Genomic DNA, 25,325 nt, shown 5'->3' on the forward strand with positions numbered 1-25,325 from the left:
GCGTTTCATCCGTCTTTCGTGCTGTCAGCGGGGCGTCGGCCACTGTTTTGAGCCAGAGATTGAGCCACCAAATCAGAACCGAACCCGTATCGCGCCCATCCAAGGCTGTCCAGTCTGACGGCACGTGCCTTTTGTAATTGACCGGCCTGTTTCAAGGCCTCGGATTTCAACAGCAGCAAGGTTGCCAGAAGCGAAGCGTTTTCCGCGCGGGTCATCACGTCGATGGCCTGATCCAGTTCGGGCAGGACCTCTGGCCCGCGATCCTGCGCAAGCGCAAAGGCTGCGGTTTGCGTTGAGACATAAGCCTGATGAACCTCGGTTCCGGGCGTTGCGCGAAGAAACTGTTGCGCGATCTTGAACTGCCGCTGGGCTTCCGCCGGGTCACGAAACTGCTCCATCCGACCCATCAGGTAGTGGGGATAGGCGCGGCGGTGATCCGTCCATCCCAATTGCTGCCCGATGCGGACTGCCTTTTGCGCGGCGCGTATCTGCCGGGGGGAACCCGGCCCTGGTCCCAGTGATTTCTGGATCGCGTTGATCCACTCTCGGGGGGTATCCGTTGGCCGTTGCGCGGCTAATCGGTCACCGCGTGGATTCAGGCGGCTGAGAACATCGGGGATGACGGCGGCGACCTGATCCCGTGTCATACCGGTGTGCAGTTCGGGCGCATAGGCCGCGCGCAGAATCAGCATGTCGAACCCAGTCAAAACCGTATGAATATTGTCGTCGTTGAACACGGAATCCGGCAGGTGATAGAGGTCGTTCAGCGGACCAAGGGCTTGCGCCAGTTCTTCGTGCAGACAATCGCGCATTTCCTGCGGGCTGACATCGTAGGGGATGAATATCCCCAATCGTTCGCGCTGGCGCAGCTCAACCCAACTGCTTTTGGTCTTGCGGCGGTCGCGCTGATACTCAGCCAGGCTGGACGCGTTTGGCACCACGAAACAGGCCGCGTTTGGCAGAATTTGCAGAATGTCCTTCTGGCTGACCGCTTCGATCGTGATATTGGCCTGACCGTCGTTGATTTGTCGGATGTTGATACCCGCCTCGCGCTTCAGGCGGTTCAGCAGGCGGGTCAAATCCTGCTGCATACTTTGTGTCGGCGATCCGGTCAGGCGAACGGTGATCGGCGTTTCGAACCGGGTGAAAACGGGCAGGGCGGCCCCGCTTTCCAGTTCGAAATGCAGGGACAAGAAATCCGCCGCGATGTTCGTGTTGGACCGTGCCGGTGGCGAAGGGCGGGGTGCCGCAAAAGACTTGGCTGGCGGCAACGCCACTTCGATATATGAAACATCGTTCCCGAGTTCGATTGTCTCGACAGACGTGCAGCCAGCGATAACCAGCGCCAGAAAAAGGGCGCCCAAACGCATCATGGGCGGGCGTACTTGATGAACGGTGTCAGGGTGCCGATGCGATCATAAAGGTGGCGTGCCGTGTGGTTGAACTCTTGCGTCAGCCAGTAAACGGTTGGGGCGCCCTGGCGATCCGCCTCTTCATAAACCGCCTGAATCAAGGCGCGACCGACGCCCGTTCCTCGGGTTTCAGGTCGGGCGAACAGGTCTTGCAGGTAACAGACCTTTTCCACTTTCCAGGCGTGGCGATGAAACAGGTAATGCGTCAGCCCGACCAAAACGTCATTCTGTTCCGCAACAAAACAGGAAAAATCCTGTGGGTCGTCGCCCAACAATCTGGAAAAGGTCGTTTCATACACGTTTTCAGGCAGGGTAGTTTCATAAAACGCCAGATAATCCCGCCACATTTCGGCCCACTGATCTTTGTCCTCGGCCCGCAGGGTCCGGATTGTCAGAGCGTTCGCCAAGTGATGACCCCAATACTGCTGCTTTGAAACGCGGTTGCGTCAGGTATTTCGATGCTGACACCCGGGATACGCAATGGCAAGCCGTGATCACTGATTGTTCACACGCAGGCTAGCGTTTGCCACGTGCCATGAAAGCAAGACGTTCGAACAGATGCACATCCTGTTCATTTTTCAGCAAAGCGCCATGCAGCTTCGGCAGCGCGCTGGCCCCGTCACGCCTGAGGTCTTCGGCCGTCAGGTCTTCGGCCAGCAACAGCTTCAGCCAGTCCAGCACCTCCGAGGTCGAGGGCTTTTTCTTGAGCCCTTGCGTCTCTCGGATCTCATAGAATTGCGTCAGCGCGGCGGTCAGAAGTGCGTCCTTGATGCCGGGATGATGCACATCAACGATCCGGCGCATCGTCGCCTCATCCGGAAAGCGTATATAGTGGAAAAAACAGCGGCGCAGGAAAGCGTCTGGCAGCTCTTTTTCGTTGTTCGAGGTTATGATGACGATAGGGCGGTGCTTGGCCCGGATCGTCTCGCCCGTTTCGTAGACGTGGAACTCCATCTTATCGAGCTCCTGCAATAGGTCATTGGGGAACTCGATATCCGCCTTGTCGATTTCATCGATCAGCAGAACAACCTTTTCGTCGGCGTCGAAGGCCTGCCACAGCTTGCCCTTGCGGATATAGTTCGACACATCATGGACACGCTCTTCGCCTAGTTGGCTGTCACGCAGGCGGCTGACGGCATCATATTCGTAAAGACCCTGCTGCGCGCGGGTGGTGGATTTCACATTCCACTCGATCATTTTCAGCCCCAGCGCACCGGCCACCTGTCTGGCCAACTCGGTCTTGCCGGTACCGGGTTCGCCCTTCACCAACAGGGGGCGCTCAAGCGTGACAGCGGCGTTCACGGCAATGGTCAGATCGTCGGTGGCGACATATTCGGCTGTACCTTGGAAACGTGCGGTCATGGGCCTCTCGTGCGTATATTGCGTTGGACGGGCAGGTTGTGGTTTCCGGGTTACAGAGCGGCAAGGTTTTTTACAACCCGCGTCCCTGCGTCGCCCGGCGGGAATTGTGCTGCAACTCCAAGCCCTTTTGCTTGATTCCGATGTAGACCATTCCCGGACGTTGTAACTCTCGCCCCAAAAAAGCCTGTCAAATTTCATAGAAATACAAGGTTTTGTTGATGTTTGTCTCATAGTTAGACAAATCCGCGGGGGTGCACTGTTGCGCAACGTTTGTGTAGTGACATTCCACCGCCCGTCGGCTAAACGCTGCGCAGAAGGGAGAGCCAAATGTCAGCTGAAACAGCCTCGAACGACGTTACTGGCCATACCGAGGGAGCAAATATGAAGCAGGAAGTTTTTCTGCCGGAAGATTACCGTCCGGCCGAAGATGAGCCTTTCATGAATGATCGTCAGCTTGAGTATTTTCGTCGCAAGCTGCTGGATTGGAAGACAGAGTTACTGGCTGGTAGCCGCGACACTATCGAAGGGCTGCAAGACAACACCCGTAACATTCCGGACGTCGCGGACCGCGCCAGTGAAGAAACTGACCGTGCGCTGGAACTGCGGACCCGTGATCGTCAGCGAAAACTGGTCGCAAAGATCGACTCGGCCCTGCGCCGGATTGATGATGGCGAATACGGGTATTGCGAAATGACGGGCGATCCGATCTCGTTAAAGCGTCTGGACGCACGACCGATTGCAACCATGACACTTGAGGCACAAGAGCGCCATGAGCGTCGCGAAAAGGTCCACCGCGACGATTAATCGCCGGGTATGTGTAAGAAATCCAAACGCCGGGGCCTGTGGCTCCGGCGTTTTTGCGTTATGCGGATGCCATGAAGATAGATGGATTGAAATTCTGTGTCATTGGCGGTGGAATCGGCGGCCTGGCCTCGGCTCTGGCACTGAAACACCGTGGGGCGCATGTCACGCTTCTGGAGCAAGCCCCGGCCCTGACCGAAGTCGGCGCTGGTTTGCAGATCAGCGAGAACGGGATGCGCGTTCTTCATGCACTTGGCGTCACAGGTCTTTCTGTCGGGCAGAAGTCCCATGGAACTGTCTTGCGCGATTACCGAGAAGGGCGCGTGGTCAGTCACCTGCCGGGCCCCTCAGCTGGTCCGACTTATTACTACCACCGTGCCGACCTTCTGAACCTTCTTCATGATGCGGCTTGTGACGCAGGCGTGAATATCCGCTTGGGTGCCAGAGTTTCACATGTGCAAAAGCATCTCAACGAGGCCGAGGTGATCTTGGCGTCAGGCGAGCGAATTCGCGCCGAGTGCGCCATTGCGGCCGATGGCGGCCGCAGCATGCTCCGCCCGGCTCTGAACGGGGCAGAGATGCCGGAGTTCACGCATCAGGTGGCCTGGCGCGCCACCATCCCCTGGCAGCCCGGTCATGACCCGGTTTCCGCATCCCTGACGATGGGGCCTGGGCGGCATGTGGTAACCTATCCGTTGCGTGACGAAAGCATGATGAACATTGTCGCGGTTGAAGAGCGTTCGGACTGGCGGGAAGAAGGATGGCGTCAGACGGGCGACCCTGAAGAGTTGCGCAAGCGCTTTGCAGATTTCGGTGGCCCCGTGTGCGACATTCTGTCGAAAGTCACGGATGTGCATCTGTGGGCATTGTTTCTGCGGCCTGTCGCCCAAAGCTGGCAGAATGGTCGGTTGGCTCTGGTGGGGGACGCGGCCCATCCGACGTTGCCATTCATGGCACAAGGGGCATGTCTGGCGCTCGAGGACGCTTGGGTTCTGGCGCGCGCGTTTGACGAACGATCGGGTATCACCAACGCACTGGCGGCCTATGAAACAACCCGCAAACCAAGGGCGCAGCGCGTTGTCGCGGCGGCTGGGTCAAATGCGCGGAACTTTCATCTGCGCGGTCCAGCCCGTATGGCTGCGCAATGTGTGCTGAGGGTCGTCGGTGCCCGGTTGTCACAACGCTATGAATGGATCTACAGTCACGACGTCACGGCTGCCTAGGGCCTCAAAGATCCAGGTCAATCCAGACGGGAACGTGATCGGATGGCTTTTCGTGCCCCCTAACAGCCGCATCAATCTGGCAATCTCGCATGAGGTCGGCCGCTTGTGGCGTCAGCAGGAAATGATCAATTCGAATTCCGTCATTCCGGTTCCACGCGCCAGCCTGATAATCCCAGAAAGAATAGTGATCGGGGCCCTGCGTTGTGGCGCGAAAGGCCTCGGTAAAGCCAAGGTTCAGGATCTTTCGAAAGGCGGCCCGGCTTTCCGGGCGGAACAACGCGTCTTCCCGCCAGGCATCGGGGCGTTTGGCATCCTCGGCCTGTGGGATGATGTTATAGTCTCCGGCCATCAGGGCAGGCTCCTCTGACTTCATCAGGGCCTGGGCGCGGTCGTAAAGCCGTTCCATCCAGGCCAGCTTGTAATCGTATTTCGGTCCGGGTGCCGGATTCCCGTTGGGCAGATACAGCCCACAGAGCCGCAGGGCCTTTTTGCCTACGACGGTGGCCTCGATCCAGCGCGCCTGTTCATCATTGTCATCGCCGGGAAGGCCGCGAGATACATCCTCCAGCGGAAGCTTCGACAGGATCGCGACACCATTAAAGCTTTTTTGCCCATGTGTTTCCACGTTGTACCCGCGATCTTCAAACATCTCGCGTGGGAAGTTCTCGTCGACGGATTTGATTTCCTGAAGAAGAACAACGTCGGGTTGGGCGTCGTCCAGCCAGCGGGGCAGCGCCTCGGTTCGTGCCTTGATGCCATTGATGTTGAACGTGGCGATTTTCATTCGCGATCCTCCGAAACCTTGTGGCAACCTATCGCTCAGAACGGGCCCAGCGGCAAGTCGGAGATCGGATTAGCGAGGCTCTGCCTCGCGCTCCGGGATATTTTTAGCCAGATGAAGAAACGAACCCTTAACCGTTTTTTCGATACTAGAAGGGGCGGTACAGGCGGGGACGCCGATGACCGCGCCAGGTGAAGCTCTCTGGTCGTTTTGGTCAGAGAGCGGATCCCTGCTTCATCTGGCTGAAAACATCCTGGGGGTGTGGGGGCAAAGCCCCCGCCGGTTACATCGAAAACGACGTGCCGCAGCCACAGGAAGAGGTGGCGTTGGGGTTGTCGATCACAAACCTTGCACCAATAAGCTCCTGAGTGAAATCAATCACCGCGTTTTCAAGAAAGGGCAGAGAGACCGGGTCGACGATGACTTTCTGCCCCTTGCCTTCAAGGATGAGGTCATCGGTGTTTGGCGTGTCCAGAGCGATTTCATATTGAAAACCGGAACATCCACCACCCTCCACTGCGACACGCAGGGCTTGCCCCTGTTCCGCGGCGCCGATCTCGGCGAGGCGGTCAAAGGCGCGTTCGGTGACTGATGGGGGCAGATTCATGCCGGTCTCCAAAGGTTTATTTCCCAAGCGTCCTACAATATATGAAACAAAAAGACAGGCGACAAGGACAAGGCCTTTGGACAGAGCGGGATTTGCTTCGGACCCAGACCGTGCAAGGGGGCGGCTGGTGCCAGAGGAAGAAAGCAGCTTCCGGTCATGCTTTCAGCGTGATCGCGACCGGATCATTCACGCCAGTGCGTTTCGGCGGCTCAAACACAAGACGCAAGTCTTTGTCGAGCATGAAGGCGACAGTTATCGAACACGGCTGACCCATTCCATCGAAGTTGCTCAGGTCGCGCGAACCATTTCAGGGGCGTTGGGCCTGAATCCTGAACTCACCGAGGCTGTAGCCCTGGCGCACGACCTGGGTCATACACCCTTTGGTCATACGGGTGAAGACGCCCTCCACGCGCTGATGGTGCCTTACGGGGGGTTTGATCACAATGCCCAGGCCATTCGGATCGTAACGAAGCTGGAGCGGCATTATGCCGGGTTTGACGGATGCAACCTGACCTGGGAATGTCTGGAGGGTATCGCCAAGCATAACGGTCCGGTTGTTGGCGATCTGCCGTGGGCGCTGGCTGAATGCAACCAGGGCTTTGATCTTGAACTTCATACCCATGCAAGTGCCGAGGCGCAGGTGGCGGCTTTGTCTGATGACATTGCTTACAACAATCACGACCTTCTGGATGGGTTGCGCGCGGGGTTGTTTGAAGATGATGATCTGCGTCACCTTCCGATCGTGGGGGGATGCTACGCGGATGTGGATGCTAAATACCCCGGTCTTGATCCGTATCGACGACGTCATGAAGCACTGCGGCGGGTATTTGGGGTCATGGTGGCAGATGTCATCACAACGTCACGAGACTTGATTGTAGCCTCGGGCGCGCAATCGGTCGAAGAGATTCGCCATCTTGGGCATCCTGTCATCCAATTCTCGACCGGGACTTGGGCGGATCTGAAACAAATCAGGGCGTTCCTGTTCACCCGGATGTATCGCGCACCCAGCGTCATGAAGGTACGGGCCAAGGTTGCAACGGTTGTCGAAGACCTGTTCCCGATCTACCTGAACGACCCGAAACAGATGCCCGCACGTTGGCACGAGGATATTGAAGCTGCGGCGGATGAGACAGCTTTGGCCCGGATCGTATCGGACTACATCGCAGGTATGACCGACCGTTTTGCCTTGCAGGATCACGCGCGGCTGACTGGCTGACTGGGCCGCAATGACACGGGTAATGGTCCATGTTTGCGACCTTTTTTGTGGGTTGATTGGTGCCTTGCGCAGGCGGGAAGCGATGATCAGAAGCCGTACGACAGACAGCCCGCAGGGTATTTGAAATCTCTGACAGTGGAAATCCGGGCGAGATTGGCAGACATTGGGCGCAAACCAAGTCCAAACATTAGGCGTCCATTGACCTTGCCGTGATGCGTGGTAAACCGCCGGGCAAGCAAAAGGACATCCGAAATGAACCTGTTTTCCGAGATCCGCGGCCTTGTACTGGACGCGCTGGCGCAGATGCAGTCCGAAGGCGCGTTGCCCGAGGGGCTGAGTTTTGACAACGTGGCGGTCGAACCGCCGCGCGACGCGGCGCATGGCGACATGGCGACAAACGCGGCGATGGTGCTGGCAAAACCGGCCAGGATGAAACCGCGTGACATTGCCGAGGCATTGGCAGGGAAGCTGGAGGCGGATGACCGGATCGCCAGCGCCGATGTGGCGGGTCCCGGTTTTCTCAATTTGCGGCTGGCGCCGTCGGTCTGGCAAGGTGTGCTGGCGGCCGTGCTGGAGAAGGGCACCGATTATGGCCGCTCGACTATGGGTCATGGGCAGAAGGTCAACGTTGAATATGTTTCGGCCAACCCAACCGGTCCGCTGCACGTGGGTCATACACGGGGTGCGGTATTCGGTGACGCTCTGGCAAGCCTGCTGGCTTATTCGGGCCATGATGTGACCCGCGAGTACTACATCAACGACGGCGGCGCGCAGGTGGATGTGCTGGCGCGCTCGGCTTACGAACGCTATCGCGAGGCCAATGGTCTGAGCCCCGAGATTGCCGAAGGTCTTTATCCCGGCGACTACCTGATCCCAATTGGGGAAGCGTTGAAAGAGAAATACGGCGACAGCCTGATCGACAAGCCGGAAAGTGACTGGCTGGAAGAGGTACGTGAGTTCTCGACCGACGCGATGATGGATCTGATCCGTGCTGACTTAAAAGCGCTGGGCGTTGAGATGGATGTGTTCTTCTCGGAAAAATCGCTCTATGGCACCGGTCGGATCGAGGCCGCATTGCAATCGCTGACTGACAAGGGTCTGATTTACGAAGGCGTGCTCGAGCCGCCGAAGGGCAAAAAGCCCGAAGATTGGGAGCCACGCGAACAGACGCTGTTCAAATCGACCGAACATGGCGATGATGTGGATCGCCCTGTCAAGAAATCAGATGGCAGCTGGACCTATTTTGCCCCGGATATTGCCTATCACTATGACAAGGTGTCCCGTGGTTTTGACGCGCTGATCGACGTGTTTGGCGCGGACCATGGCGGCTATGTCAAGCGGATGAAGGCGGCTGTTTCGGCACTGTCCGACGGTGAGGTGCCGCTAGATATCAAGCTGACGCAGCTGGTGAAGCTGTGGAAGAATGGCGAGCCGTTCAAGATGTCCAAGCGTGCAGGGAACTTTGTCACTCTGCGCGATGTGGTCGATCAGGTGGGCCCGGACGTGACGCGGTTTGTTATGCTGACCCGCAAGAACGACGCGCCGTTGGATTTCGATTTTGACAAGGTTCTGGAACAAAGTCGCGAGAACCCTGTATTCTACGTTCAATACGCACATGCCCGTGTCATGAGCGTGCTGCGCCGCGCGGCCGAGGCTGGAATTGCGGTTGATGATGCGACCCTTGCAGGCGCCGACCTGAGCAAAAACGATCATGCCTCGGAACTGGTTGTTGCCAAGAAGCTGGCAGAATGGCCGCGGCTGATCGAGATTGCGGCGCGGACCAATGAACCGCACCGGGTCGCATTTTACCTTTATGAACTTGCAGGCGACTTTCATGCGTTGTGGAACAAGGGTAATGACGAGACGCAATTGCGTTTCATCCAGGATGGCGATGTTGCCACAAGCCAGTCAAAAATCGCTTTGGCCCGGGCCGTTTCTGTTGTGATTTCAGCGGGCTTGGGTATTCTTGGCGTTACTCCGGCGCAGGAGATGCGGTAACAAATATCGCCCGAACCGCCGGTACGAGGTAGGCAAGAAATGACCCGCGGGCCTTATTTTCAGGCGTGAAACGGGCAGTGAGGCGGACATGGCGAGTTACGATTACTCGGGGCATCAAAGCCCCGGGCAGATTCATTACCCGAATCAAGCGCATTCTGATGATGTGTATGATTTTCCCGAAGATATGCAGGAAGATGACGCGCCGCGAGGCTCGTTTGGTCTGGGCAGGGCAGTCAATTTCCTGGGGGCTGTTGCTTCCTTGGCGCTGGTCGCCGGTGTCGGGGTCTGGGGCTATCAACTGATCATGCGCGATGTCAGTGGCGTGCCGGTTGTCCGCGCCGCCGAAGGGCCGATGCGTGTGCAACCGGAAAATCCGGGTGGAACACCCGCCGATCATCAGGGCTTTGCCGTGAATGCCGTCGCCGCCGAAGGCAGTGCCGCGGCACCGGCTGACCGGTTGATCCTTGCGCCGCGCCCGGTGTCCCTTACGGAAGAAGACCTGCCCGCCGGAGAACTGAAGCCGACCCCTGCGCTGCATGTGATCGAAGAACCGATCACCACGCAGGAAGCCGCGCGCCTGCGCCAGAACGCAGTAGATGCGCTGGTTGCGGAATTGGCGGGTGCGGCAGCAGAAACGCAGCAAGAATTCGAAGACGGTGTGCAACTGGCATCGCTGACCACCCCCGACGAAGAACCCGCCATTGACCCGGCAGATTTTGCTGCGGCCTTGCCAGACCCAAGTTTCGCAGAGTTGCCGGGTGTGCGCCGATCGTTGCGCCCTGTGACGCGTCCGGCACGGTCGACCCGCAGTCAGGTCGCACCCAGCGAGAATTCCGAAGACGCCATTAATGCAGCGGTGAAAGCTGCGGTTGGGGTGGATGTTGATCCGGATACACTGGCCAAGGGGACCCGACTGGCGCAGCTTGGGGCTTATGACAGCACGCAAGTGGCACAGGCCGAGTGGGACCGTTTGAATGGTCAGTTTGGTGAGTATATGTCGGGAAAACAGCGCGTTATTCAGAAAACCTCAAGCGGTGGGCGGACCTTCTACCGCCTGCGCGTTCTGGGGTTTGAAGATCTGAGCGACTCGCGCCAATTCTGCGCCGCTCTGGTCGCGCAAGGCGCTGACTGTATCCCGGTGGCCGTGAGGTGAAGTTCGGAGCAGCGATCACAGATGCTGAAGGACTGCGCCTGACGCAGGAGGAAAGAGACCTGTTTCGCCAGATGAACCCGTTTGGGTTCATTCTGTTCGCCCGCAATATTGAAAACGCCGATCAGGTGCGCGCCTTGTGTGATGATTTCCGAGAGGCTGTTGGGCGCAACTGCCCCATTACCATTGATCAGGAAGGAGGGCGCGTACAGCGTTTGCGCGCACCCTTGGCCCGCGAATGGCTGCCCCCGCTGGATCATGTGACCAGGGCGGGTGATCAAGCGGAACGCGCCATGTACCTCAGGTACCGCCTGATTGCGGATGAGCTGTTTGGTCTGGGCATCGACAGCAATTGTGCCCCTATGGTCGATGTGGTGCGGCCCGAGACACACGCGTTTCTGAAAAACCGCTGTTATGCCTTTGATCCTGAGCAGATTTCCAGGATCGGCAGGGCTGTGGCGCAGGGCCTTCTTGATGGGGGCGTTCTTCCGGTTCTCAAGCACATTCCCGGCCATGGCCGTGCCACTCTGGACAGTCACCATGACCTGCCGCATGTTGATTTGCCGCTGGAAGAGTTGGAATACAGCGATTTCGCGCCGTTCCGTGCCTTGAACGACCTGCCGATGGGGATGACCGCGCATCTGGTCTTTGATCAGATAGATCCCCGGCCGGCCACCATTTCCGCGGCCATGATGGGTCTGATCCGAGACAATATCGGCTTTGGCGGGCTGATTATGACCGACGATATCTCGATGAAGGCGCTCAGCGGGGCGTTGACGGACCTCTCCCGCCAATCTTTGCAGGCGGGCTGCGATGTAGTCCTGCATTGCAATGGCAGTTTTTCTGAACGTGCCGCTGTAATGGAAACTGCCGGAGAAATGTCGGATGTGGCACAAGCCCGCGCAGAACGGGCGCTGGCGATGCGCAAACGCCCGCGGGAACTTGACATCCAAGCCGCCGAAGCGGAACTATCTGCCCTAATGGGCGGGCAGGTATATGAACGATAATCTTTTTAGCGAAGACCCTGTCTCGGTCGCGGATCGTCTTGCGGCCGAAGCGCTGATTGTTGATGTCGACGGGTTCGAAGGCCCGTTGGACGTTCTGCTAACTCTATCACGCACGCAAAAAGTGGATCTGCGCAAGATCTCGGTTCTTGCGCTGGCGCAGCAATATCTGGCCTTTGTTGAAAAGGCGCGTGCGCTGCGCATTGAACTGGCCGCCGATTATCTGGTCATGGCGGCGTGGCTGGCCTTTCTCAAGTCCCGTCTATTGCTCCCGCCAGATCCGGATGACGATGGGCCATCGGGTGAAGAACTGGCCGCGCATCTGGCGTTTCAACTTGAACGCCTGCAGGCAATGCGCGACGTCGCTGCGCGGCTGATGGCCCGCGACCAACTGGGTCGTGATTTTTTCAAGCGCGGGCAGGGCGAGGACGTAACCCGCATCCGCACCGTAACCTATTCCGCCACGCTGCTGGATCTGATGCAGGGATATGCCCGTATTCGCACCCGTGACGAGTTCCGCCCCTTTGTGATGGACCGCGACTCGGTGTTTACGATGGAGCAGGCACTGGAGCGGATGCGCCCGCTGATCGGTTTTGCGGGGACGTGGACCGATATGGAAACCTATCTGCCCGATGGTTGGGATACTGACCCGGTGCGCCGCAGGTCGGCGACGGCTGCGACCTTTGCGGCCTCGCTGGAACTGGTGAAAGAAGGACATATGGAGATCAAGCAGAGCGAGACATTCGCGCCGATCCATTTGCGCAAGAGGACCCAGACACGTGACTGACGCCCCAGAAGAAACCGGCACCCTGTTCGAGGCGCCACCATTGGCGGAACAGGAGCGTATGGTCGAGGCCGTTTTGTTTGCCAGCGCCGATCCGGTGACGATTGCCGACCTTGAGGCGCGGATGCCGCATGGAAGCGACGCCGCACAAGCCGTTGAGTTGCTTCAGAGACGTTACGAAGGGCGCGGCGTGCGCGTGGTGCGTGTTGGAGAGGCATGGGCGATCCGTACGGCCCCTGATCTGGGCTTTCTGATGCAAAAGGAAACGGTTGAAACTCGTAAACTCAGCCGGGCCGCGATCGAGACATTGGCCATCGTTGCCTATCACCAACCCTGCACCCGCGCCGAGATTGAGGAAATTCGCGGCGTGTCAGTCTCTCGCGGGACGATTGATCAATTGCTAGAGATGGAGTGGATCAGGCTGGGCCGTCGTCGCATGACACCGGGTCGTCCGGTGACATTTGTGGTGACGTCCGAATTTCTGGATCATTTTGGTCTGGAGAACGCCCGCGACCTGCCGGGTCTCAAGGAATTGAGGGCTGCGGGTCTGTTGGAAAACCGGCCTCCACCGGGGGCTATCCCTCTGGGCGAGGGGCGCGAGGACGAAGTGGACGAGGACCAGTCGGAATTGTTTGAGGAATAATAACCCGGACAGGTCACTACGGGTCAGGCGCGGAACCTGCGACAGGCAACGTGGGTTATCCGGCACGTGCACCGTTGCAAGAAATTCTGAGGATTAGCCGGCCGCTTTGAAGTGCTTGGACAGCTTCAGGCCTTGGCCCTGATAGTTCGATGCAATCCCGGCACCATATAGCTGCGTGGGCATTTCAGCCATTTTCTCATAGACAAGGCGCCCGACCACTTGTCCGTGCTCCAGCACGAAAGGCGCTTCGTGGCATCGCACCTCAAGCACGCCTCGCGACCCGGCCCCCCCGGCGGCTGCATGGCCAAAGCCGGGATCGAAGAATCCGGCATAATGCACCCGGAATTCACCAACCATGGCCAGATAAGGTGCCATTTCGGCGGCATACATCGGCGGGATGTGGACCGCCTCGCGGCTGACAAGGATATAGAATGCTCCGGGGTCAAGTATGATGCGACCGTCCTTGGTGCGCACTTCCTCCCAATATTCCTGGGGGTCGTATTCGCCAATTCGGTCCAGATCGATTACCCCGGTATGGGGCTTGGCGCGATAGCCGACCAAATCGGTATCGGGCAGTTGCAGATCGACCGAAAAGCCAAGACCGTCCTGAATCACAGCAGGGCCGTCTACCAACGGCGATTCGGCGTGCAGGGCGGTCAGTTCGGCGTCAGACAAGACGGCCTGACCCTGACGGAAACGAATCTGGTTCAGACGCATACCGGGCCGGACCAGAACCGAAAACGAACGTGGACAGATCTCGGCATACAGCGGGCCCTTATAGCCCGCAGGAACGCGATCGAATTCTGTGCCACCATCGGTAATGGTACGGGTCAGAAGGTCAAGCCGCCCGGTCGAGCTTTTGGCATTGGCGACGGCGGTTATGTCGCGGGGCAGGGCAAGTGATTCCATCAGGGGCACCAGATAGACGCAGCCCTTTTCCAGAACAGCGCCGTCCGAGATGTCGATGCGGTGCATTTCGAACTCGGCCAACCGATCCGTAACGGTCCGTCCTTCGCCCGCGAGGAACGAGGCGCGTACCCGGTAGGCCACTGTTCCCAAACGCAAATCAAGGCTGGCTGGTTGAATTTGCGCTGGCAGGACATCGGGGTTGGCGGCAATCTCTCCGCGCGCGATCATTGCTTCGATTTGCTGGTTCGCGCAAACACCTGTCATCTCGATCCCCTCGTGTGCCAGAGCGGGATCTGGCCTTTGTGCCATAAACGTCGGTGTGATTTGGTCGGGCTAGCAGGACTCGAACCTGCGACCTTCCGTCCCCCAGACGGACGCGCTACCAGGCTGCGCCATAGCCCGACGTTGGGCCGTTCATAAAGATTTTCCCGGCAGGGGCAAGAGGAAAACACTGCCTTTTTTCCTAACCCGTCGCCTGTGTTTCAACACGATCCAGCCAGCGGCGCAGGTCTTTTGCAATTGGTGCAATCCGGCGCAGTAGTTCGTCGTCAAACTCGGCGCGCTTCCACGCCAGCGACGCGATCCCACCCATCAGGGGCGCAGTGTTCAGGTCTGGCTGTGGTTCTTGTTCTGACGCAGTCGCGGGAAGTGCGTCGGCCTGCACGCCTTCGTTCACCGGCTGCTCGGCCGGTTCGTCCAGATCCATAAGGATTTGTTCGGTGGCGGCAGCGGGTTTCGGTTCGAACGGCACCACTTTGCCCTGAACGGGTTCAATCAGGGCAGGGCCCGGTTCGTCTAGAGGCGGAGACAGTGCTGCGACATGTGCGACGCCTTGCTCGCGCAGGATGCGCTGCACACCTTTGATTGTGATCCCGTCCTCGTGAAGCAGTTTCTTGATGCCGCCCAGAAGACGCATGTCATTGGGGCGGTAATACCGACGCCCGCCCGCGCGTTTGACCGGTTTGACCTGAGTGAAGCGGCTTTCCCAGAAACGCAAAACATGGGCCTGAACACCAAGCCAATCCGCTACTTCACTGATCGTGCGAAACGCGTCGCGGGATTTGCTCATATCCGCGTGACCCTGGGGTTACTTGCGATTCCCGACGGCGACGCGATCTTTCATAAGATGCGACGGGCGAAAGGTCAGTACGCGGCGGGGCTGTATCGGAACCTCTTCGCCGGTTTTGGGGTTGCGTCCGACTCGCGCGGTCTTGTCGCGAACACTGAACGTACCGAAGGACGAGATCTTCACCTGCTCGCCACGCACCAGAGCGTCGGACATGTGGTTCAGAACGCTTTCGACCAGCTGCGCACTTTCGTTGCGCGAAAGCCCAACTTCGCGAAAGACGGCCTCGCTCAGATCCATTCGAGTCAGTGTATTGTCGCCCATGTCATTTCCCCTGTTGCTGTCAAAGCATATGGGTATGGCAAATTCGCTGTCAATATCAATGAATTGCAAGCAGCTGTGTAAGCTGGATTGCGCCGGTTACCAGCGCAGAACCACCGCGCCCCAGGCCAGACCGCCGCCAATTGCTTCGGTCACGATCAAGTCGCCGGGTTTGATCTGCCCGCGTTGTTTACCAACCGACAGTGCCAATGGGATGGATGCAGCCGAGGTGTTGCCGTGATCCTGAACGGTCACAACCACGTTTTTCATCGGCAGGCCCATCTTTTTGGCCGTGCCCTGAATGATGCGAATATTGGCCTGATGAGGAACAATCCAGTCGACGTCAGCACTGCTCAGCCCCGCGCGGCTCAGGGCTGTTTCAGCCGTTTTGGTAAGCTTTTCAACGGCATGTCGGAAAACCTGATTGCCCTGCATACGCAGATGCCCGGTGGATTGGGTCGAAACACCCCCATCGACATAAAGCAGGTCCTTGTAGCGCCCGTCCGAGTTCAGATCGGTTGCGAGTATGCCGCGATCCGCAGCGGTGCCTTCGCCATCCTGCGCTTCGAGTACCAAAGCGCCGGCACCATCCCCGAACAGAACACAGGTCGAGCGGTCGGTCCAGTCCATAATCCGGGAAAAGGTTTCGGCACCAATGACCAGCACGCGTTTGGCCTGACCGGACAAGATCAACGCATTTGCGTTGCTGAGAGCGAAAACGAATCCCGCGCAGACGGCCTGTACGTCGAAAGCAAACCCCTTGGTCATACCCAGCCGGGCCTGAACCATGGTCGCGGCAGAAGGAAAGGTCAGGTCCGCGGTCGAGGTCGCCACGACGATCGCGTCAATATCATCCGATGTCAGGCCCGCATCGGCCAGGGCAGCCTCGGCAGCTTTGGTGGCCAGGTCCGACGTCGTTTCGTCATCGGCAGCAAAATGGCGGCGTTCGATCCCCGACCGGGTTCTGATCCACTCATCCGTTGTGTCCAGCGTTTTCTCAAACTCGGAATTTGGAACAATACGTTCCGGCAAATAATGCCCGACACCTACTACAACTGAACGGCCTGCCATTTTTGGGGTACTGCCTTTTTTGTTATTTATCGGTCTGCGGCGCAGCTTGCGCGGCATCTTGTGCAAGCTGGGCCGTGGATGCAACCCGCGCAGCTAATTTTTCGGCAAAGCCGGACCGTGCCAGAGTAAAGGCCAGTTTGATCGCTGCCGACACTCCGGTCGCATCTGCCCCGCCATGGGATTTAATAACAGTCCCGTTCAGACCCAGAAACACGCCACCATTCACACGCCGCGGATCAATGCGCTTTTTCAGGCGCTGTAGTGACGTAATGGCCAGGACCGAAGCCAATCGCGACAACGGAGAGTATTTGAACGCCTCACGCAGAAGATCTCCGATCAGCCTGGCTGTGCCTTCGCCCGTTTTGATCGCAACATTGCCCGTAAACCCATCTGTAACAATGACATCTGCCTTGTCGCCGGGAATGTCGCTGCCTTCGACAAAGCCAACAAACTCGAAATTCGCCTGTTCGGCGTATTCCGAAATCATGGCATGCGCTTCTTTCAGTTCGGCCCGGCCCTTATGCTCTTCGGTGCCAACGTTCAGCAACCCGATCCGGGGGCGGTTCAGGGCCATGCCGTTGCGCGCATAAGACGCGCCCATCAGGGCGAATTGCAGCAAATCCTTGGCGTCGGCGCGCACATCGGCGCCCACGTCCAGCATTACATTGAACCCCTGCGGGTTGCGCGAAGGCCACAGGATCGCGATTGCGGGGCGGTTCACGCCCGGCAATTTGCGCAGACGCATCATCGAAAGGGCCATAAGGGCACCGGTGTTCCCGCAGGACACCGCGCCATGGGCTTCACCCTGACGAACCGCTTCCAGCGCGGACCACATCGAGGTCTGCTTGCCGTTGCGCACGACCTGGCTGGGCTTGTCTTCCATCGTAACAACGTCGGGGCAATCACGAAAAACGACGCGCCCTTCAAGGACACGTCGTTTGGCAACCAGCTTGCGCAATACCTGTTCGGGCCCGTGCAGCAGGAACCCGATATTCGGGTTCTTGCCAGCCGATTTTGCCAGACCTGCAACGACGACAGCGGGACCTGCGTCCCCTCCCATTGCGTCAACCGAGATGGTGATCCGTCCGGCGTGCGTGGGCTGATCGTTCATGCCTTGGCCTGCGCTCAATCAGGCTTAGGCTGCGTCTTCGTCCAGATCGATTTCGTCGGCCTGTGCGACGACTTCGCGATCGTCATAGTGGCCGCAAGAGGCACAAACGTGGTGCGGGCGTTTCAGCTCGCCGCAGTTCGGGCATTCGTTCGGGTTTGCAGCAACCAGAGCGTCGTGTGCGCGGCGGTTGTTGCGACGCGACTTGGAAACTTTGTTCTGTTGGACGGCCATGGTCTCAACCTTTGTCTGACTGGGGGCCGCAGATTCGCTGCCGACCCGGGTTTCGTAGTTCGTTTATCGTGGTTTGACGCGCGTTTAGGCGACGGGCCCCGCAATGTCCAACCCAAAATCCGATGAGCGCGCGAAAATACTGCGATTCTCGGCATGTTCAAGCGATTTTTCTGACCGCCTGCTATGACAGGAAATCTGGCACCTGTCACTCGTCTTTTTTTAGCACATCGCGCAGACCTGCCAATCCTGCAAAGGGTTTGGCATCGTCATCCGTCATCGCCTGTTTGCCCGGTTCTGTGTAGGCAGCTTGGCCCAGTTCCGCGCCGTCTTTACGCGGATATTGTGGCAAAGCCAGAGACAGGGCCTCGACCATGACAAGGGCCGGATCAATTTCAGGCCCCAAAGGTTCAGATTCGTCATCTTCCTGGATTTCGAACTCTGGATCATCTGGGTCTGCCCAATCCGCAAGAAAAGTCCGGTGCACTGGTATGTCGATCCTTGTCGTCACCGGTTCCAGCGTCACTACGCAAGGTTGGATGACAGTTGCACCGAGTTTCCCGTTTAGAACCCAGTCCCGTTTGCCCTGCGCCCTCAGTTCGCCCGAAAAGCTGAGTTTGCGCAGCCCCAGCAGCCCAAGGTCTTGCCTGATCTGCTCGAGCGCGGTGGTTGCGGGGCGCAGATCGAACGGTGTCGGGGCGTTCTGCGGCAGGTCAGACACCCGAAATGATGTCGTGTTGCTCATTCGTGAGCCTTTCTATGTGTTGAACCGTGGCAGCGGTTTATGTAATCGGATAGAAGCCGAAGAAGGCCAAGGCAAGAGGGTGCAGATGTTGAAGGTAGTGAACCGGTTGAAACCAACTGCGAAATCGCTTGTGTTTGTTGCCTGTCTGGCTGCGACCGGGGCTTGTACGGCTATATTCAAGAATCACGGCTATGTGCCACCGGCCGAAGAACTGGCGGAAATCAAAGTAGGCGTAGACACGCGGGACAGTGTGCAAGAGGCTATCGGCGCGCCGGGCGCATCCGGCGTGGTTCGGGATTCGGGCTATTACTATGTCCGCTCTCGCGTGCGTCACTACGGTCCGAAACGGCCCGAGGTGGTATCCCGCGAACTGGTTGCCATCAGTTTTGATCAGCGCGGTGTCGTCAGAAACATCGAACGCTTTGGTCTTGAAGACGGGAATGTGATTGCTCTGGAGCGCCGCGTTACCGATTCCAACGTTCAGGACAAAGGCTTCCTGCGTCAGCTGCTAGGCAATATCGGCAACTTCAACCCGGCGAACATTCCGGGCGCCAACTAATTTGCGCCTAAACCTTGCGGTGGTCACAGGGCAGTCACATGTCTTGTGCTAATGGTGTCGTACCGACGCCTGAGGGTCGGCAACCGTGGAGGGCGCGACCGTGGCAACGGCAGTTTTGTTAAGCAAGGGGCGCTATCGCGCCAGACTGGCGCAGTCGCCCGAGGATATCAGAACAGCTCAGGCATTGCGGACCTTGGCTTTTGGCACAGAGCAACCGGACTGCGACGAGTTTGATGCACGCTGTAGCCATATCCTGGTCGAGGATATGCGCTCGGCAGAACGGCTGGTCTGCTGCTTTCGGATGCTGACCATGGATAGTGGCGGCGAGATCGGGCGAAGTTATTCGGCGCAGTTCTATGACCTGACCTCGCTCGAAGGCTTCAAAGGTCGGATGGTCGAAATGGGACGATTCTGTATCCATCCTGATCACAGCGACCCCGACATCCTGCGTGTCGCCTGGGGTGCAATGACGGCCTACGTTGATCGGAACAACGTCGAGATGCTGTTTGGATGTTCCTCTTTTGCCGGTACCGAAACAGAGCAGTATCTGGATGCGTTTGCGATGCTAAAACATCGCCATCTGGGCCCGAAACGTTGGTTGCCGCGCGTGAAGGCTCCGGATGTGTTTCGTTTTGCCGCGCGTTTGCGGCGCAGACCGGATTCTAAAAAGGCAATGCTGCGGATGCCGCCTTTGTTGCGGACCTATCTGATGATGGGCGGTTGGGTCAGCGATCATGCGGTGGTGGATCGCGACATGAACACGCTGCACGTTTTCACAGGGGTGGAAATCGGTGCGATCCCCCCGGCGCGCAAACGTCTGTTGCGGGCGGTGGCCGGGTAGATTGAGTATTTTTGAAAAGATGAAGACGGGGCGTTGACGCAATGTGTCAGCCGGTTTAGCTGGCGGGCATGGCGAGAATTCCTTTGTTGCAGATGTCCGGCATTTCCCTGACTTTCGGGGGTGACCCGGTGTTTTCCGAACTGGATCTGGTGGTTCAACCCGGTGATCGTGTTGCGCTGGTGGGGCGAAACGGGTCCGGAAAGTCCACGTTGATGAAAGTGATGGCCGGTCTGGTCGAGGCGGATCGGGGCGAGATTGTCGTGCCGCCCGGGAAATCCGTTGGCTATATGGAGCAAGATCCGACGATGGAAGGCTTTGCCACGTTGGGAGATTACGCATCCTGCGGGTTGGAGCCGGGAGAACTTTACAAAGTTGAACGGGCCGGTGAAGGGTTGAAGTTCGATCCTTCACGCGCGGTTGAGACCGCTTCGGGCGGAGAGCGGCGGCGGGCGGCACTGGCCAAGCTGATGGCCGAAGCACCGGATCTGATGTTGCTGGACGAGCCGACCAACCATCTGGATATCGAAGCCATCGCGTGGCTGGAACGCGAACTTGGCGCGAGCCGAGCGGCCTTTGTGCTGATCTCGCATGACCGAGCCTTTTTGAGGGCTCTGACGCGGGCAACGCTTTGGATTGACCGGGGGGCTGTTCGGCGACAGGAGCAGGGTTTTGAAGCCTTTGAGGCCTGGCGGGACAAGGTCTGGGAGGAAGAGGACCAGCAACGCCACAAGCTGAATCGCCTGATCAAATCTGAAGCGAAATGGGCGGTTGAGGGCATTAGCGCCCGACGCAAACGCAACCAAGGCCGGGTGCGGGCCTTGCAGGCGTTGAGAACTGAAAAGGCGGGGCAGATCAAACGTCAGGGTTCGGCTGCAATGGCGCTGGAGGCAGGGCCAAAATCGGGCCGCAAGGTCATTGAGGCCAAGGCGCTGGCCAAAGGATTTGGCGACAAGCAGATCGTTCGGAACTTTGATCTGCTGGTACAGCGCGGTGACCGGGTGGCCTTTGTCGGGCCGAACGGTGTTGGAAAAACAACGTTGCTGAAGATGCTGCTGGGGCAGGTGGAGCCGGACGCGGGCTCGGTATCTCAGGGGACGAACCTTGAAATCGCGGTATTCGATCAGAACCGCGCCCAACTAGACCCTGAGATGAGCCTGTGGGACAGTCTGACCGGCGATCCGGCTATGCGGGTGTCGGGCAAGGCCGATCAGGTGATGGTGGGCGGGCAGCCCAAACATGTTGTAGGGTATCTCAAGGAATTTCTATTTGACGAACGGCAGGCCCGAGCAGCCGTCAAGTCCCTGTCCGGTGGGGAAAAAGCCCGATTGCTTCTGGCCAAGCTGATGGCGAAACCCTCGAACCTATTGGTGCTGGACGAACCGACCAACGATCTGGATGTCGAGACGCTGGACCTGCTGCAAGAGCTTTTGGACGATTACGACGGCACCGTTCTGCTGGTTAGCCATGACCGGGATTTTCTGGACCGCGTGGCGACAACCACCATCGCGATGGAGGGTAACGGACAGGCGACAGTTTATGCTGGCGGTTGGTCGGATTACATCGCACAGCGCGGTGATGTGATCGAAAAAAGTGTAGAAAAAGCAAAGCTTTCAAAGCCAAAGGTCAAGCAGGAAGAAAAGCCGAAATCCGGCTTGTCCTTCTCGGAGAAGCACCGGCTGGAGAAACTGCCTGCCGAGATCGCGCGCCTAGAGGCCGAGATTGCCAAGCTGGAAGAGTTGATGTCCGATCCCGAGCTGTTCACGCGTGAGCCGGTGAAGTTCCAAAAAGCGACCGAGGCGTTGGTTGAGCGGCAGGAGAAACTCTCGGCCGCTGAAGAGGAATGGCTGACGCTCGAAGAGAAAGCTGAAAGCGTTTAGAGGGCCAGACGTCTTGCTGGATTACCTGCCACGGTTTCTCTGGCGGGGACATCTTTGGTGACGACGCTGCCTGCGCCGATTGTGGCGTAGTCGCCTATGGTTATGCCGGGCAACAGGATCGCTCCGCCGCCAATCCAAACCTGCCTGCCGATGTTGACGGGCAGGCCGACTTCCAGCCCTTGTGCCCGATCAGCAGGGTCCTTGGCATGATGCGCGCAGTAAATCTGAACATTGGGGCCGAACATCGTGTCGTCGCCAACCCGAACGGGGGCCGTGTCCAGAACAACGCATCCGGCATTGAAGAAAACCCGACTGCCCAGATGGATGTTCATTCCATAGGCGCAATGAAAAGGGGCTTCGAGAAAACAGTCCTCGCCGACATGGCCCAGCAGCGCGTGCAGTTCCGGGGCCATCGCGCCGCGTGTGTCGGGCGGACAGGTGTTGTGAGCGTGTACAGCCCGTCGTGCTCGCGCGCGCAGATCGTCCAACTCAGGATCGAGACAGCAATACCACTGCCCGGACTGCATTTTCTGGCGCTCCGACATGGAGCTGTCTTACCGCATCCGCAGAGCGCCGTCGATGCGGATGACCTCGCCGTTCAGGTAGCCCATTTCAACGATGAAACCGGCCAGTCGCCCGTATTCCTTGGGGTCACCCAGGCGGGCCGGGTTCGGGACGTCTGCGGCCAGTTGTTGTTGCACGTCTTCAGGAAGGCCCGCCAGCATCGGGGTCATAAAGATACCCGGCGCAATGGTCATGACGCGAATCCCGGTTGAGGCCAGGTCGCGGGCCATCGGCAGGGTCATGCCAACCACGCCGCCTTTAGAAGCTGCATATGCCGCCTGTCCCTTTTGGCCGTCGAATGCAGCAATAGATGCAGTGTTGATGATCACACCGCGCGCCCCGTCTGGTTCGGGTTCGTTCTTTGCCATCTCGGCCGCAGCCAGCCTTGAGACGTTAAATGTGCCGACAAGATTGATGTCGATCGTGCGCTGGAACGCGTCCAGCGGGTGTGGGCCATCCTTGCCGACCGTCTTGATTCCATAAGCGATACCGGCGCAGTTCACAGTCGCGGTAATCTTGCCCATCCTGTCCATACCGTGGCGCACGGCAGCTGCGACCGAGGATTCATCTGTTACATCCGTCGGCGCAAAATACCCGCCGATTTCGGAGGCGACTTGAGCGCCACGGTCCGCGTCACGGTCTAGAATAGTAACTTGTGCGCCCTGCGCGGCAAAGTGACGGGCGGTGGCTTCGCCCAGACCGGATGCGCCGCCGGTGACAAGAGCGGCTGTGGTGGACAGGTGCATCGGAACTCCTCCCTAGGATATGAACAACTGTTCAATAACTGCTTTGCAGGGGCTGTGTCCATATCTTTGAGCCCGAACGCCCAAAGGGGCGGCGCGGAATAGCCGCTGCCGGGTCAATACGCATCTTTAAGGCATCTTAATCCGCGCTTCACGAAAACGCGCCTGTTCGTGAACGAAGTAATCACAGCCATTGCGTGTTTTTTCGTCAGGAGGTTCCGATATGGTAAATAGTAAGAAACTAACACTGGGCGCTGTTCTGGCCGCGCCTGTCTTTGGGGTTGTGGTTGCCGGCAATGCTTTTGCAGCGCCGGAAACCTGTAATTGGCAAACGGCTCGAAGTCTTGCGAATGCAGGCGACTATGCCGGGCTTTGCGATTGTGTTCAGGTGACCCCAAGCTTTCTGGACAGACTTCAGAAGAGACCGGATTTTGAGACAACGCTGAGCATTACCGGGGCGCAATGCCCGGGTCTGGCCGCTTTGCTGGCAGACTTGCCAACGGCAAGCCTGTCCGGTCTGGCCGAGAATCGGGGTGAAAGCCGCGGTTCAGAACCCGGCGGGGCAGGGTTTGCGAATGCAGCTGGTCCTGACGGCCCCGGTGGTGGTGGAGAACCTGACAACGGCGGCGAAGAACCCGGCGGTGGCGGTGGGGAACCCGGCGATGGCGGTGTAGAACCCGGCGGCGGTGGCGGAGAACCCGGTGCTGGCGGTGGAGAGCCCGGCGGTGGCGATGGAGAACCTGGCGGTGGCGATGGAGAACCTGGCGGTGGCGGTGGAGAGCCCGGCGGTGGCAAAGGCAATGCCGGCGGCGGCAAAGGTGGCGATAAGGGTAACAATGGCAGCGGCAACGGCGGCGAGGGCAGCGGTCCGGGTCGCGGAAACAATGCCAATGACGATGAGGGCGAAAGCGACAGACCCGGTCGCGGTGGCGGAAAGGGACGTCAGTAGTCTCGTCCACCCCAATATAGATACGGCCACCCAATCGGGTGGCCGTTTTCTGTTTTGCTTTCCAAGGTGAAAGGGGCGTCAGCCCAGTTGCACCAATGCGTGGCGTTTCTTGCCTGCACTCAATTTGATCGGGGATGACAATGCGCCCGCGTCGATCATCAAACCCGCATCCGTCAGCGGAGCGTCGTCCAGTTTGGCCCCGTTTTCGGCAATCAGGCGCTTGGCCTCTTTGCCGGATTTGGCCAGGCCTGACTTGACAATGATCTGCACGATGGACATGCCGTCGCCCAGTTCATCCGCGCTGAGGGTCAGGGTGGGCAGATCGTCTCCAACCCCACCTTTTTCGAACACTTCACGGGCCGTGGCCTCGGCCGTTGCCGCAGCTTGCGCCCCGTGCAGAAGGGCTGTCACCTCATTGGCGAGGCGGATTTTGGCCTCATTGATCTCGGACCCGGCAAGCGCACCAAGACGGTCACATTCATCCACGGGCAATTCGGTATAGAGCTTCAGGAACCGCCCGACATCCGCATCGGTGGTGTTGCGCCAGAACTGCCAGAATTCATAGGGCGAGCGCATCTCGGCGTTCAGCCAGACCGCGCCATCCTGCGATTTGCCCATCTTCTTGCCGTCGCTGGTGGTCAGCAGGGGTGAGGTCAGGCCGTAGATTTCGTGATCCAGCACCCGGCGAGTCAGGTCGATACCGTTGACGATGTTGCCCCACTGGTCGCTACCGCCCATTTGCAGAACACAGCCATAGCGGCGGTTCAGCTCCAGAAAGTCATAGGCTTGCAGGATCATGTAGTTGAACTCGAGAAACGACAGCGATTGCTCGCGATCCAGCCGGGATTTCACCGATTCAAAGCTGAGCATCCGGTTGACCGAGAAATGCCGCCCGATGTCGCGCAGGAAATCGAGGTAGTTCAGATCATCCAGCCATTCGGCATTGTTCAACATCAGCGCCTTGTTTTCGGCATCAGTGTCGTAATCGATATAGGCCGCGAACACTTTCTTGATGCCCGCGATGTTTTCGTCAATCTGTTCGGGTCCCAGCAGGGGGCGTTCATCCGCGCGGAACGAGGGGTCGCCCACCTTGGTGGTGCCGCCACCCATAAGGGTGATCGGCTGGTGGCCGGTCTTCTGGAACCAGCGCAGCATCATGATCTGGATCAGGCTGCCCACATGCAACGACTTGGCCGTTGCATCAAAGCCGATATAGGCCGGCTTGCACCCGCTGATCAGCGCGTCGTCAAGGCCCTGATAATCGGTGCAGTCGGCGAGGAAGCCGCGCTCGATCATCGTGGCGATGAAATCCGATTTGGGGTGGTAGGTCATATCGTGCCCTCGGGGTTTGTGTTGCGGG

At 58.5% G+C, this 25,325-nt stretch carries 27 protein-coding genes and 1 tRNA gene; 12 read left to right on the top strand and 16 right to left on the bottom strand.

What is annotated here, in order from left to right:
- Positions 1-5: 5 nt before the first annotated feature.
- From AC2FNC_RS05770 to AC2FNC_RS05780, 3 genes are all read right to left on the bottom strand, one after another.
- On the bottom strand, positions 6-1,373 hold the full coding sequence (locus AC2FNC_RS05770) for a DUF2927 domain-containing protein (protein ID WP_496714797.1): 1,368 nt from the start codon (positions 1,371-1,373) through the stop codon (positions 6-8).
- Positions 1,370-1,819, bottom strand: a complete 450-nt coding sequence (locus AC2FNC_RS05775) for a GNAT family N-acetyltransferase (protein WP_496714798.1) — start codon at positions 1,817-1,819, stop codon at positions 1,370-1,372. The genes AC2FNC_RS05770 and AC2FNC_RS05775 overlap by 4 nt, the downstream gene beginning before the upstream one ends.
- Before the next feature lie 109 nt (positions 1,820-1,928).
- Positions 1,929-2,774 (bottom strand): AAA family ATPase, encoded by an 846-nt coding sequence (locus AC2FNC_RS05780; protein WP_480473265.1) that lies wholly within the window; start codon positions 2,772-2,774, stop codon positions 1,929-1,931.
- A 381-nt stretch (positions 2,775-3,155) separates the two neighbouring features.
- On the opposite strand from AC2FNC_RS05780, the gene dksA reads away from it, so the two are divergent.
- Together dksA and AC2FNC_RS05790 are read left to right on the top strand one after the other, a co-directional pair.
- Positions 3,156-3,578: an RNA polymerase-binding protein DksA gene (gene dksA / locus AC2FNC_RS05785; RefSeq protein WP_209504868.1), complete on the top strand. Its 423-nt coding sequence runs from the start codon at positions 3,156-3,158 to the stop codon at positions 3,576-3,578.
- A 71-nt stretch (positions 3,579-3,649) separates the two neighbouring features.
- Positions 3,650-4,798, top strand: coding sequence for an FAD-dependent monooxygenase (locus AC2FNC_RS05790; protein ID WP_496714799.1), 1,149 nt, complete (start codon positions 3,650-3,652; stop codon positions 4,796-4,798).
- Between the two features lie 4 nt (positions 4,799-4,802).
- Here the strand turns inward: AC2FNC_RS05790 and xth are convergent, their stop codons facing one another.
- Both xth and AC2FNC_RS05800 read right to left on the bottom strand, forming a co-directional pair.
- Positions 4,803-5,582 carry an exodeoxyribonuclease III gene (xth, locus tag AC2FNC_RS05795; RefSeq protein WP_480473261.1) on the bottom strand — a complete coding sequence of 260 codons (780 nt, stop codon included), beginning with the start codon at positions 5,580-5,582 and terminating at the stop codon, positions 4,803-4,805.
- A gap of 280 nt (positions 5,583-5,862) precedes the next feature.
- Positions 5,863-6,186, bottom strand: coding sequence for a HesB/IscA family protein (locus tag AC2FNC_RS05800; RefSeq protein WP_267363969.1), 324 nt, complete (start codon positions 6,184-6,186; stop codon positions 5,863-5,865).
- A 76-nt stretch (positions 6,187-6,262) separates the two neighbouring features.
- Between AC2FNC_RS05800 and AC2FNC_RS05805 the strand changes: the two genes are divergently transcribed.
- The 6 genes from AC2FNC_RS05805 (at position 6,263) to scpB (ending at position 12,981) form a co-directional block, all read left to right on the top strand.
- Entirely contained in the window at positions 6,263-7,402 is a 1,140-nt protein-coding gene (locus tag AC2FNC_RS05805) for a deoxyguanosinetriphosphate triphosphohydrolase (RefSeq protein WP_480473259.1), read from the top strand.
- 252 nt (positions 7,403-7,654) lie between these two features.
- Positions 7,655-9,400: an arginine--tRNA ligase gene (argS, locus tag AC2FNC_RS05810; protein WP_496714800.1), complete on the top strand. Its 1,746-nt coding sequence runs from the start codon at positions 7,655-7,657 to the stop codon at positions 9,398-9,400.
- An 88-nt stretch (positions 9,401-9,488) separates the two neighbouring features.
- Positions 9,489-10,553, top strand: a complete 1,065-nt coding sequence (locus tag AC2FNC_RS05815; RefSeq protein WP_496714801.1) for an SPOR domain-containing protein — start codon at positions 9,489-9,491, stop codon at positions 10,551-10,553.
- Positions 10,550-11,557, top strand: a complete 1,008-nt coding sequence (gene nagZ, locus AC2FNC_RS05820) for a beta-N-acetylhexosaminidase (protein WP_496714802.1) — start codon at positions 10,550-10,552, stop codon at positions 11,555-11,557. The genes AC2FNC_RS05815 and nagZ overlap by 4 nt, the downstream gene beginning before the upstream one ends.
- Positions 11,547-12,341: a segregation and condensation protein A gene (locus AC2FNC_RS05825; protein WP_480517368.1), complete on the top strand. Its 795-nt coding sequence runs from the start codon at positions 11,547-11,549 to the stop codon at positions 12,339-12,341. The genes nagZ and AC2FNC_RS05825 overlap by 11 nt, the downstream gene beginning before the upstream one ends.
- Complete coding sequence (scpB, locus tag AC2FNC_RS05830; protein WP_267363960.1) at positions 12,334-12,981, top strand: SMC-Scp complex subunit ScpB; 648 nt, start codon at positions 12,334-12,336, stop codon at positions 12,979-12,981. The genes AC2FNC_RS05825 and scpB overlap by 8 nt, the downstream gene beginning before the upstream one ends.
- Before the next feature lie 93 nt (positions 12,982-13,074).
- On the opposite strand, the gene AC2FNC_RS05835 is transcribed toward scpB, so the two are convergent.
- The 8 genes from AC2FNC_RS05835 to AC2FNC_RS05870 all read right to left on the bottom strand — a co-directional run bounded on the left by AC2FNC_RS05835 (position 13,075) and on the right by AC2FNC_RS05870 (position 18,432).
- Positions 13,075-14,154 (bottom strand): 2'-deoxycytidine 5'-triphosphate deaminase, encoded by a 1,080-nt coding sequence (locus AC2FNC_RS05835; RefSeq protein ID WP_480493018.1) that lies wholly within the window; start codon positions 14,152-14,154, stop codon positions 13,075-13,077.
- Between the two features lie 61 nt (positions 14,155-14,215).
- Positions 14,216-14,292: transfer RNA gene (locus tag AC2FNC_RS05840), tRNA-Pro, on the bottom strand.
- Between the two features lie 61 nt (positions 14,293-14,353).
- Positions 14,354-14,959 (bottom strand): MerR family transcriptional regulator, encoded by a 606-nt coding sequence (locus tag AC2FNC_RS05845; protein ID WP_480473247.1) that lies wholly within the window; start codon positions 14,957-14,959, stop codon positions 14,354-14,356.
- Between the two features lie 18 nt (positions 14,960-14,977).
- On the bottom strand, positions 14,978-15,280 hold the full coding sequence (gene ihfA, locus AC2FNC_RS05850; RefSeq protein ID WP_209503673.1) for an integration host factor subunit alpha: 303 nt from the start codon (positions 15,278-15,280) through the stop codon (positions 14,978-14,980).
- 96 nt (positions 15,281-15,376) lie between these two features.
- Complete coding sequence (locus AC2FNC_RS05855) at positions 15,377-16,348, bottom strand: beta-ketoacyl-ACP synthase III (RefSeq protein WP_496714803.1); 972 nt, start codon at positions 16,346-16,348, stop codon at positions 15,377-15,379.
- A 22-nt stretch (positions 16,349-16,370) separates the two neighbouring features.
- A complete protein-coding gene (gene plsX, locus AC2FNC_RS05860; protein WP_480473243.1) occupies positions 16,371-17,459 on the bottom strand; it encodes a phosphate acyltransferase PlsX in 1,089 nt (362 codons plus the stop codon).
- Between the two features lie 24 nt (positions 17,460-17,483).
- Positions 17,484-17,690 carry a 50S ribosomal protein L32 gene (gene rpmF / locus AC2FNC_RS05865; protein ID WP_008756996.1) on the bottom strand — a complete coding sequence of 69 codons (207 nt, stop codon included), beginning with the start codon at positions 17,688-17,690 and terminating at the stop codon, positions 17,484-17,486.
- 205 nt (positions 17,691-17,895) lie between these two features.
- Positions 17,896-18,432 carry a YceD family protein gene (locus tag AC2FNC_RS05870; RefSeq protein ID WP_480517364.1) on the bottom strand — a complete coding sequence of 179 codons (537 nt, stop codon included), beginning with the start codon at positions 18,430-18,432 and terminating at the stop codon, positions 17,896-17,898.
- Positions 18,433-18,517: 85 nt separating this feature from the next.
- Here AC2FNC_RS05870 and AC2FNC_RS05875 point away from each other — a divergent pair, with 85 nt between their 5' ends.
- The 3 genes from AC2FNC_RS05875 to AC2FNC_RS05885 all read left to right on the top strand — a co-directional run bounded on the left by AC2FNC_RS05875 (position 18,518) and on the right by AC2FNC_RS05885 (position 21,709).
- A complete protein-coding gene (locus AC2FNC_RS05875; protein ID WP_480517362.1) occupies positions 18,518-18,991 on the top strand; it encodes an outer membrane protein assembly factor BamE in 474 nt (157 codons plus the stop codon).
- 100 nt (positions 18,992-19,091) lie between these two features.
- The gene (locus tag AC2FNC_RS05880; protein ID WP_480473237.1) at positions 19,092-19,832 is read left to right on the top strand and encodes a GNAT family N-acetyltransferase; all 741 of its coding nucleotides are present in this window, start codon (positions 19,092-19,094) and stop codon (positions 19,830-19,832) included.
- 68 nt (positions 19,833-19,900) lie between these two features.
- A complete protein-coding gene (locus tag AC2FNC_RS05885) occupies positions 19,901-21,709 on the top strand; it encodes an ABC-F family ATP-binding cassette domain-containing protein (RefSeq protein ID WP_480517360.1) in 1,809 nt (602 codons plus the stop codon).
- Here the strand turns inward: AC2FNC_RS05885 and AC2FNC_RS05890 are convergent.
- Positions 21,706-22,254, bottom strand: coding sequence for a sugar O-acetyltransferase (locus AC2FNC_RS05890; protein ID WP_480517357.1), 549 nt, complete (start codon positions 22,252-22,254; stop codon positions 21,706-21,708). The two genes, AC2FNC_RS05885 and AC2FNC_RS05890, sit on opposite strands and share 4 nt — an antisense overlap.
- Positions 22,255-22,263: 9 nt before the next feature.
- Complete coding sequence (locus AC2FNC_RS05895) at positions 22,264-23,019, bottom strand: 3-hydroxyacyl-CoA dehydrogenase (RefSeq protein WP_480473231.1); 756 nt, start codon at positions 23,017-23,019, stop codon at positions 22,264-22,266.
- Between the two features lie 220 nt (positions 23,020-23,239).
- Between AC2FNC_RS05895 and AC2FNC_RS05900 the strand changes: the two genes are divergently transcribed.
- A complete protein-coding gene (locus AC2FNC_RS05900; protein ID WP_496714804.1) occupies positions 23,240-23,965 on the top strand; it encodes a hypothetical protein in 726 nt (241 codons plus the stop codon).
- 78 nt (positions 23,966-24,043) lie between these two features.
- Here the strand turns inward: AC2FNC_RS05900 and tyrS are convergent, their stop codons facing one another.
- Positions 24,044-25,297: a tyrosine--tRNA ligase gene (gene tyrS / locus AC2FNC_RS05905; protein WP_267363943.1), complete on the bottom strand. Its 1,254-nt coding sequence runs from the start codon at positions 25,295-25,297 to the stop codon at positions 24,044-24,046.
- Positions 25,298-25,325: the final 28 nt, after the last annotated feature.

It is taken from the genome of Ruegeria sp. BHSA123, from assembly GCF_059613425.1.

Bases quoted from the DNA above. Each gene is read 5' to 3' on its own strand.
- AC2FNC_RS05895 (WP_480473231.1), bottom strand. From the start codon at position 23,019: ATGCACCTGTCCACCACAGCCGCTCTTGTCACCGGCGGCGCATCCGGT.
- AC2FNC_RS05845 (WP_480473247.1), bottom strand. From the start codon at position 14,959: ATGAGCAAATCCCGCGACGCGTTTCGCACGATCAGTGAAGTAGCGGAT.
- AC2FNC_RS05900 (WP_496714804.1), top strand. From the start codon at position 23,240: ATGGTAAATAGTAAGAAACTAACACTGGGCGCTGTTCTGGCCGCGCCT.
- AC2FNC_RS05835 (WP_480493018.1), bottom strand. From the start codon at position 14,154: ATGACAGGTGTTTGCGCGAACCAGCAAATCGAAGCAATGATCGCGCGC.
- AC2FNC_RS05890 (WP_480517357.1), bottom strand. From the start codon at position 22,254: ATGTCGGAGCGCCAGAAAATGCAGTCCGGGCAGTGGTATTGCTGTCTC.
- AC2FNC_RS05790 (WP_496714799.1), top strand. From the start codon at position 3,650: ATGAAGATAGATGGATTGAAATTCTGTGTCATTGGCGGTGGAATCGGC.
- plsX (WP_480473243.1), bottom strand. From the start codon at position 17,459: ATGAACGATCAGCCCACGCACGCCGGACGGATCACCATCTCGGTTGAC.
- AC2FNC_RS05870 (WP_480517364.1), bottom strand. From the start codon at position 18,432: ATGAGCAACACGACATCATTTCGGGTGTCTGACCTGCCGCAGAACGCC.
- AC2FNC_RS05885 (WP_480517360.1), top strand. From the start codon at position 19,901: ATGGCGAGAATTCCTTTGTTGCAGATGTCCGGCATTTCCCTGACTTTC.
- xth (WP_480473261.1), bottom strand. From the start codon at position 5,582: ATGAAAATCGCCACGTTCAACATCAATGGCATCAAGGCACGAACCGAG.
- AC2FNC_RS05800 (WP_267363969.1), bottom strand. From the start codon at position 6,186: ATGAATCTGCCCCCATCAGTCACCGAACGCGCCTTTGACCGCCTCGCC.
- argS (WP_496714800.1), top strand. From the start codon at position 7,655: ATGAACCTGTTTTCCGAGATCCGCGGCCTTGTACTGGACGCGCTGGCG.
- AC2FNC_RS05770 (WP_496714797.1), bottom strand. From the start codon at position 1,373: ATGATGCGTTTGGGCGCCCTTTTTCTGGCGCTGGTTATCGCTGGCTGC.
- AC2FNC_RS05780 (WP_480473265.1), bottom strand. From the start codon at position 2,774: ATGACCGCACGTTTCCAAGGTACAGCCGAATATGTCGCCACCGACGAT.
- dksA (WP_209504868.1), top strand. From the start codon at position 3,156: ATGAAGCAGGAAGTTTTTCTGCCGGAAGATTACCGTCCGGCCGAAGAT.
- AC2FNC_RS05855 (WP_496714803.1), bottom strand. From the start codon at position 16,348: ATGGCAGGCCGTTCAGTTGTAGTAGGTGTCGGGCATTATTTGCCGGAA.
- AC2FNC_RS05875 (WP_480517362.1), top strand. From the start codon at position 18,518: ATGTTGAAGGTAGTGAACCGGTTGAAACCAACTGCGAAATCGCTTGTG.
- rpmF (WP_008756996.1), bottom strand. From the start codon at position 17,690: ATGGCCGTCCAACAGAACAAAGTTTCCAAGTCGCGTCGCAACAACCGC.
- AC2FNC_RS05815 (WP_496714801.1), top strand. From the start codon at position 9,489: ATGGCGAGTTACGATTACTCGGGGCATCAAAGCCCCGGGCAGATTCAT.
- ihfA (WP_209503673.1), bottom strand. From the start codon at position 15,280: ATGGGCGACAATACACTGACTCGAATGGATCTGAGCGAGGCCGTCTTT.
- tyrS (WP_267363943.1), bottom strand. From the start codon at position 25,297: ATGACCTACCACCCCAAATCGGATTTCATCGCCACGATGATCGAGCGC.
- AC2FNC_RS05825 (WP_480517368.1), top strand. From the start codon at position 11,547: ATGAACGATAATCTTTTTAGCGAAGACCCTGTCTCGGTCGCGGATCGT.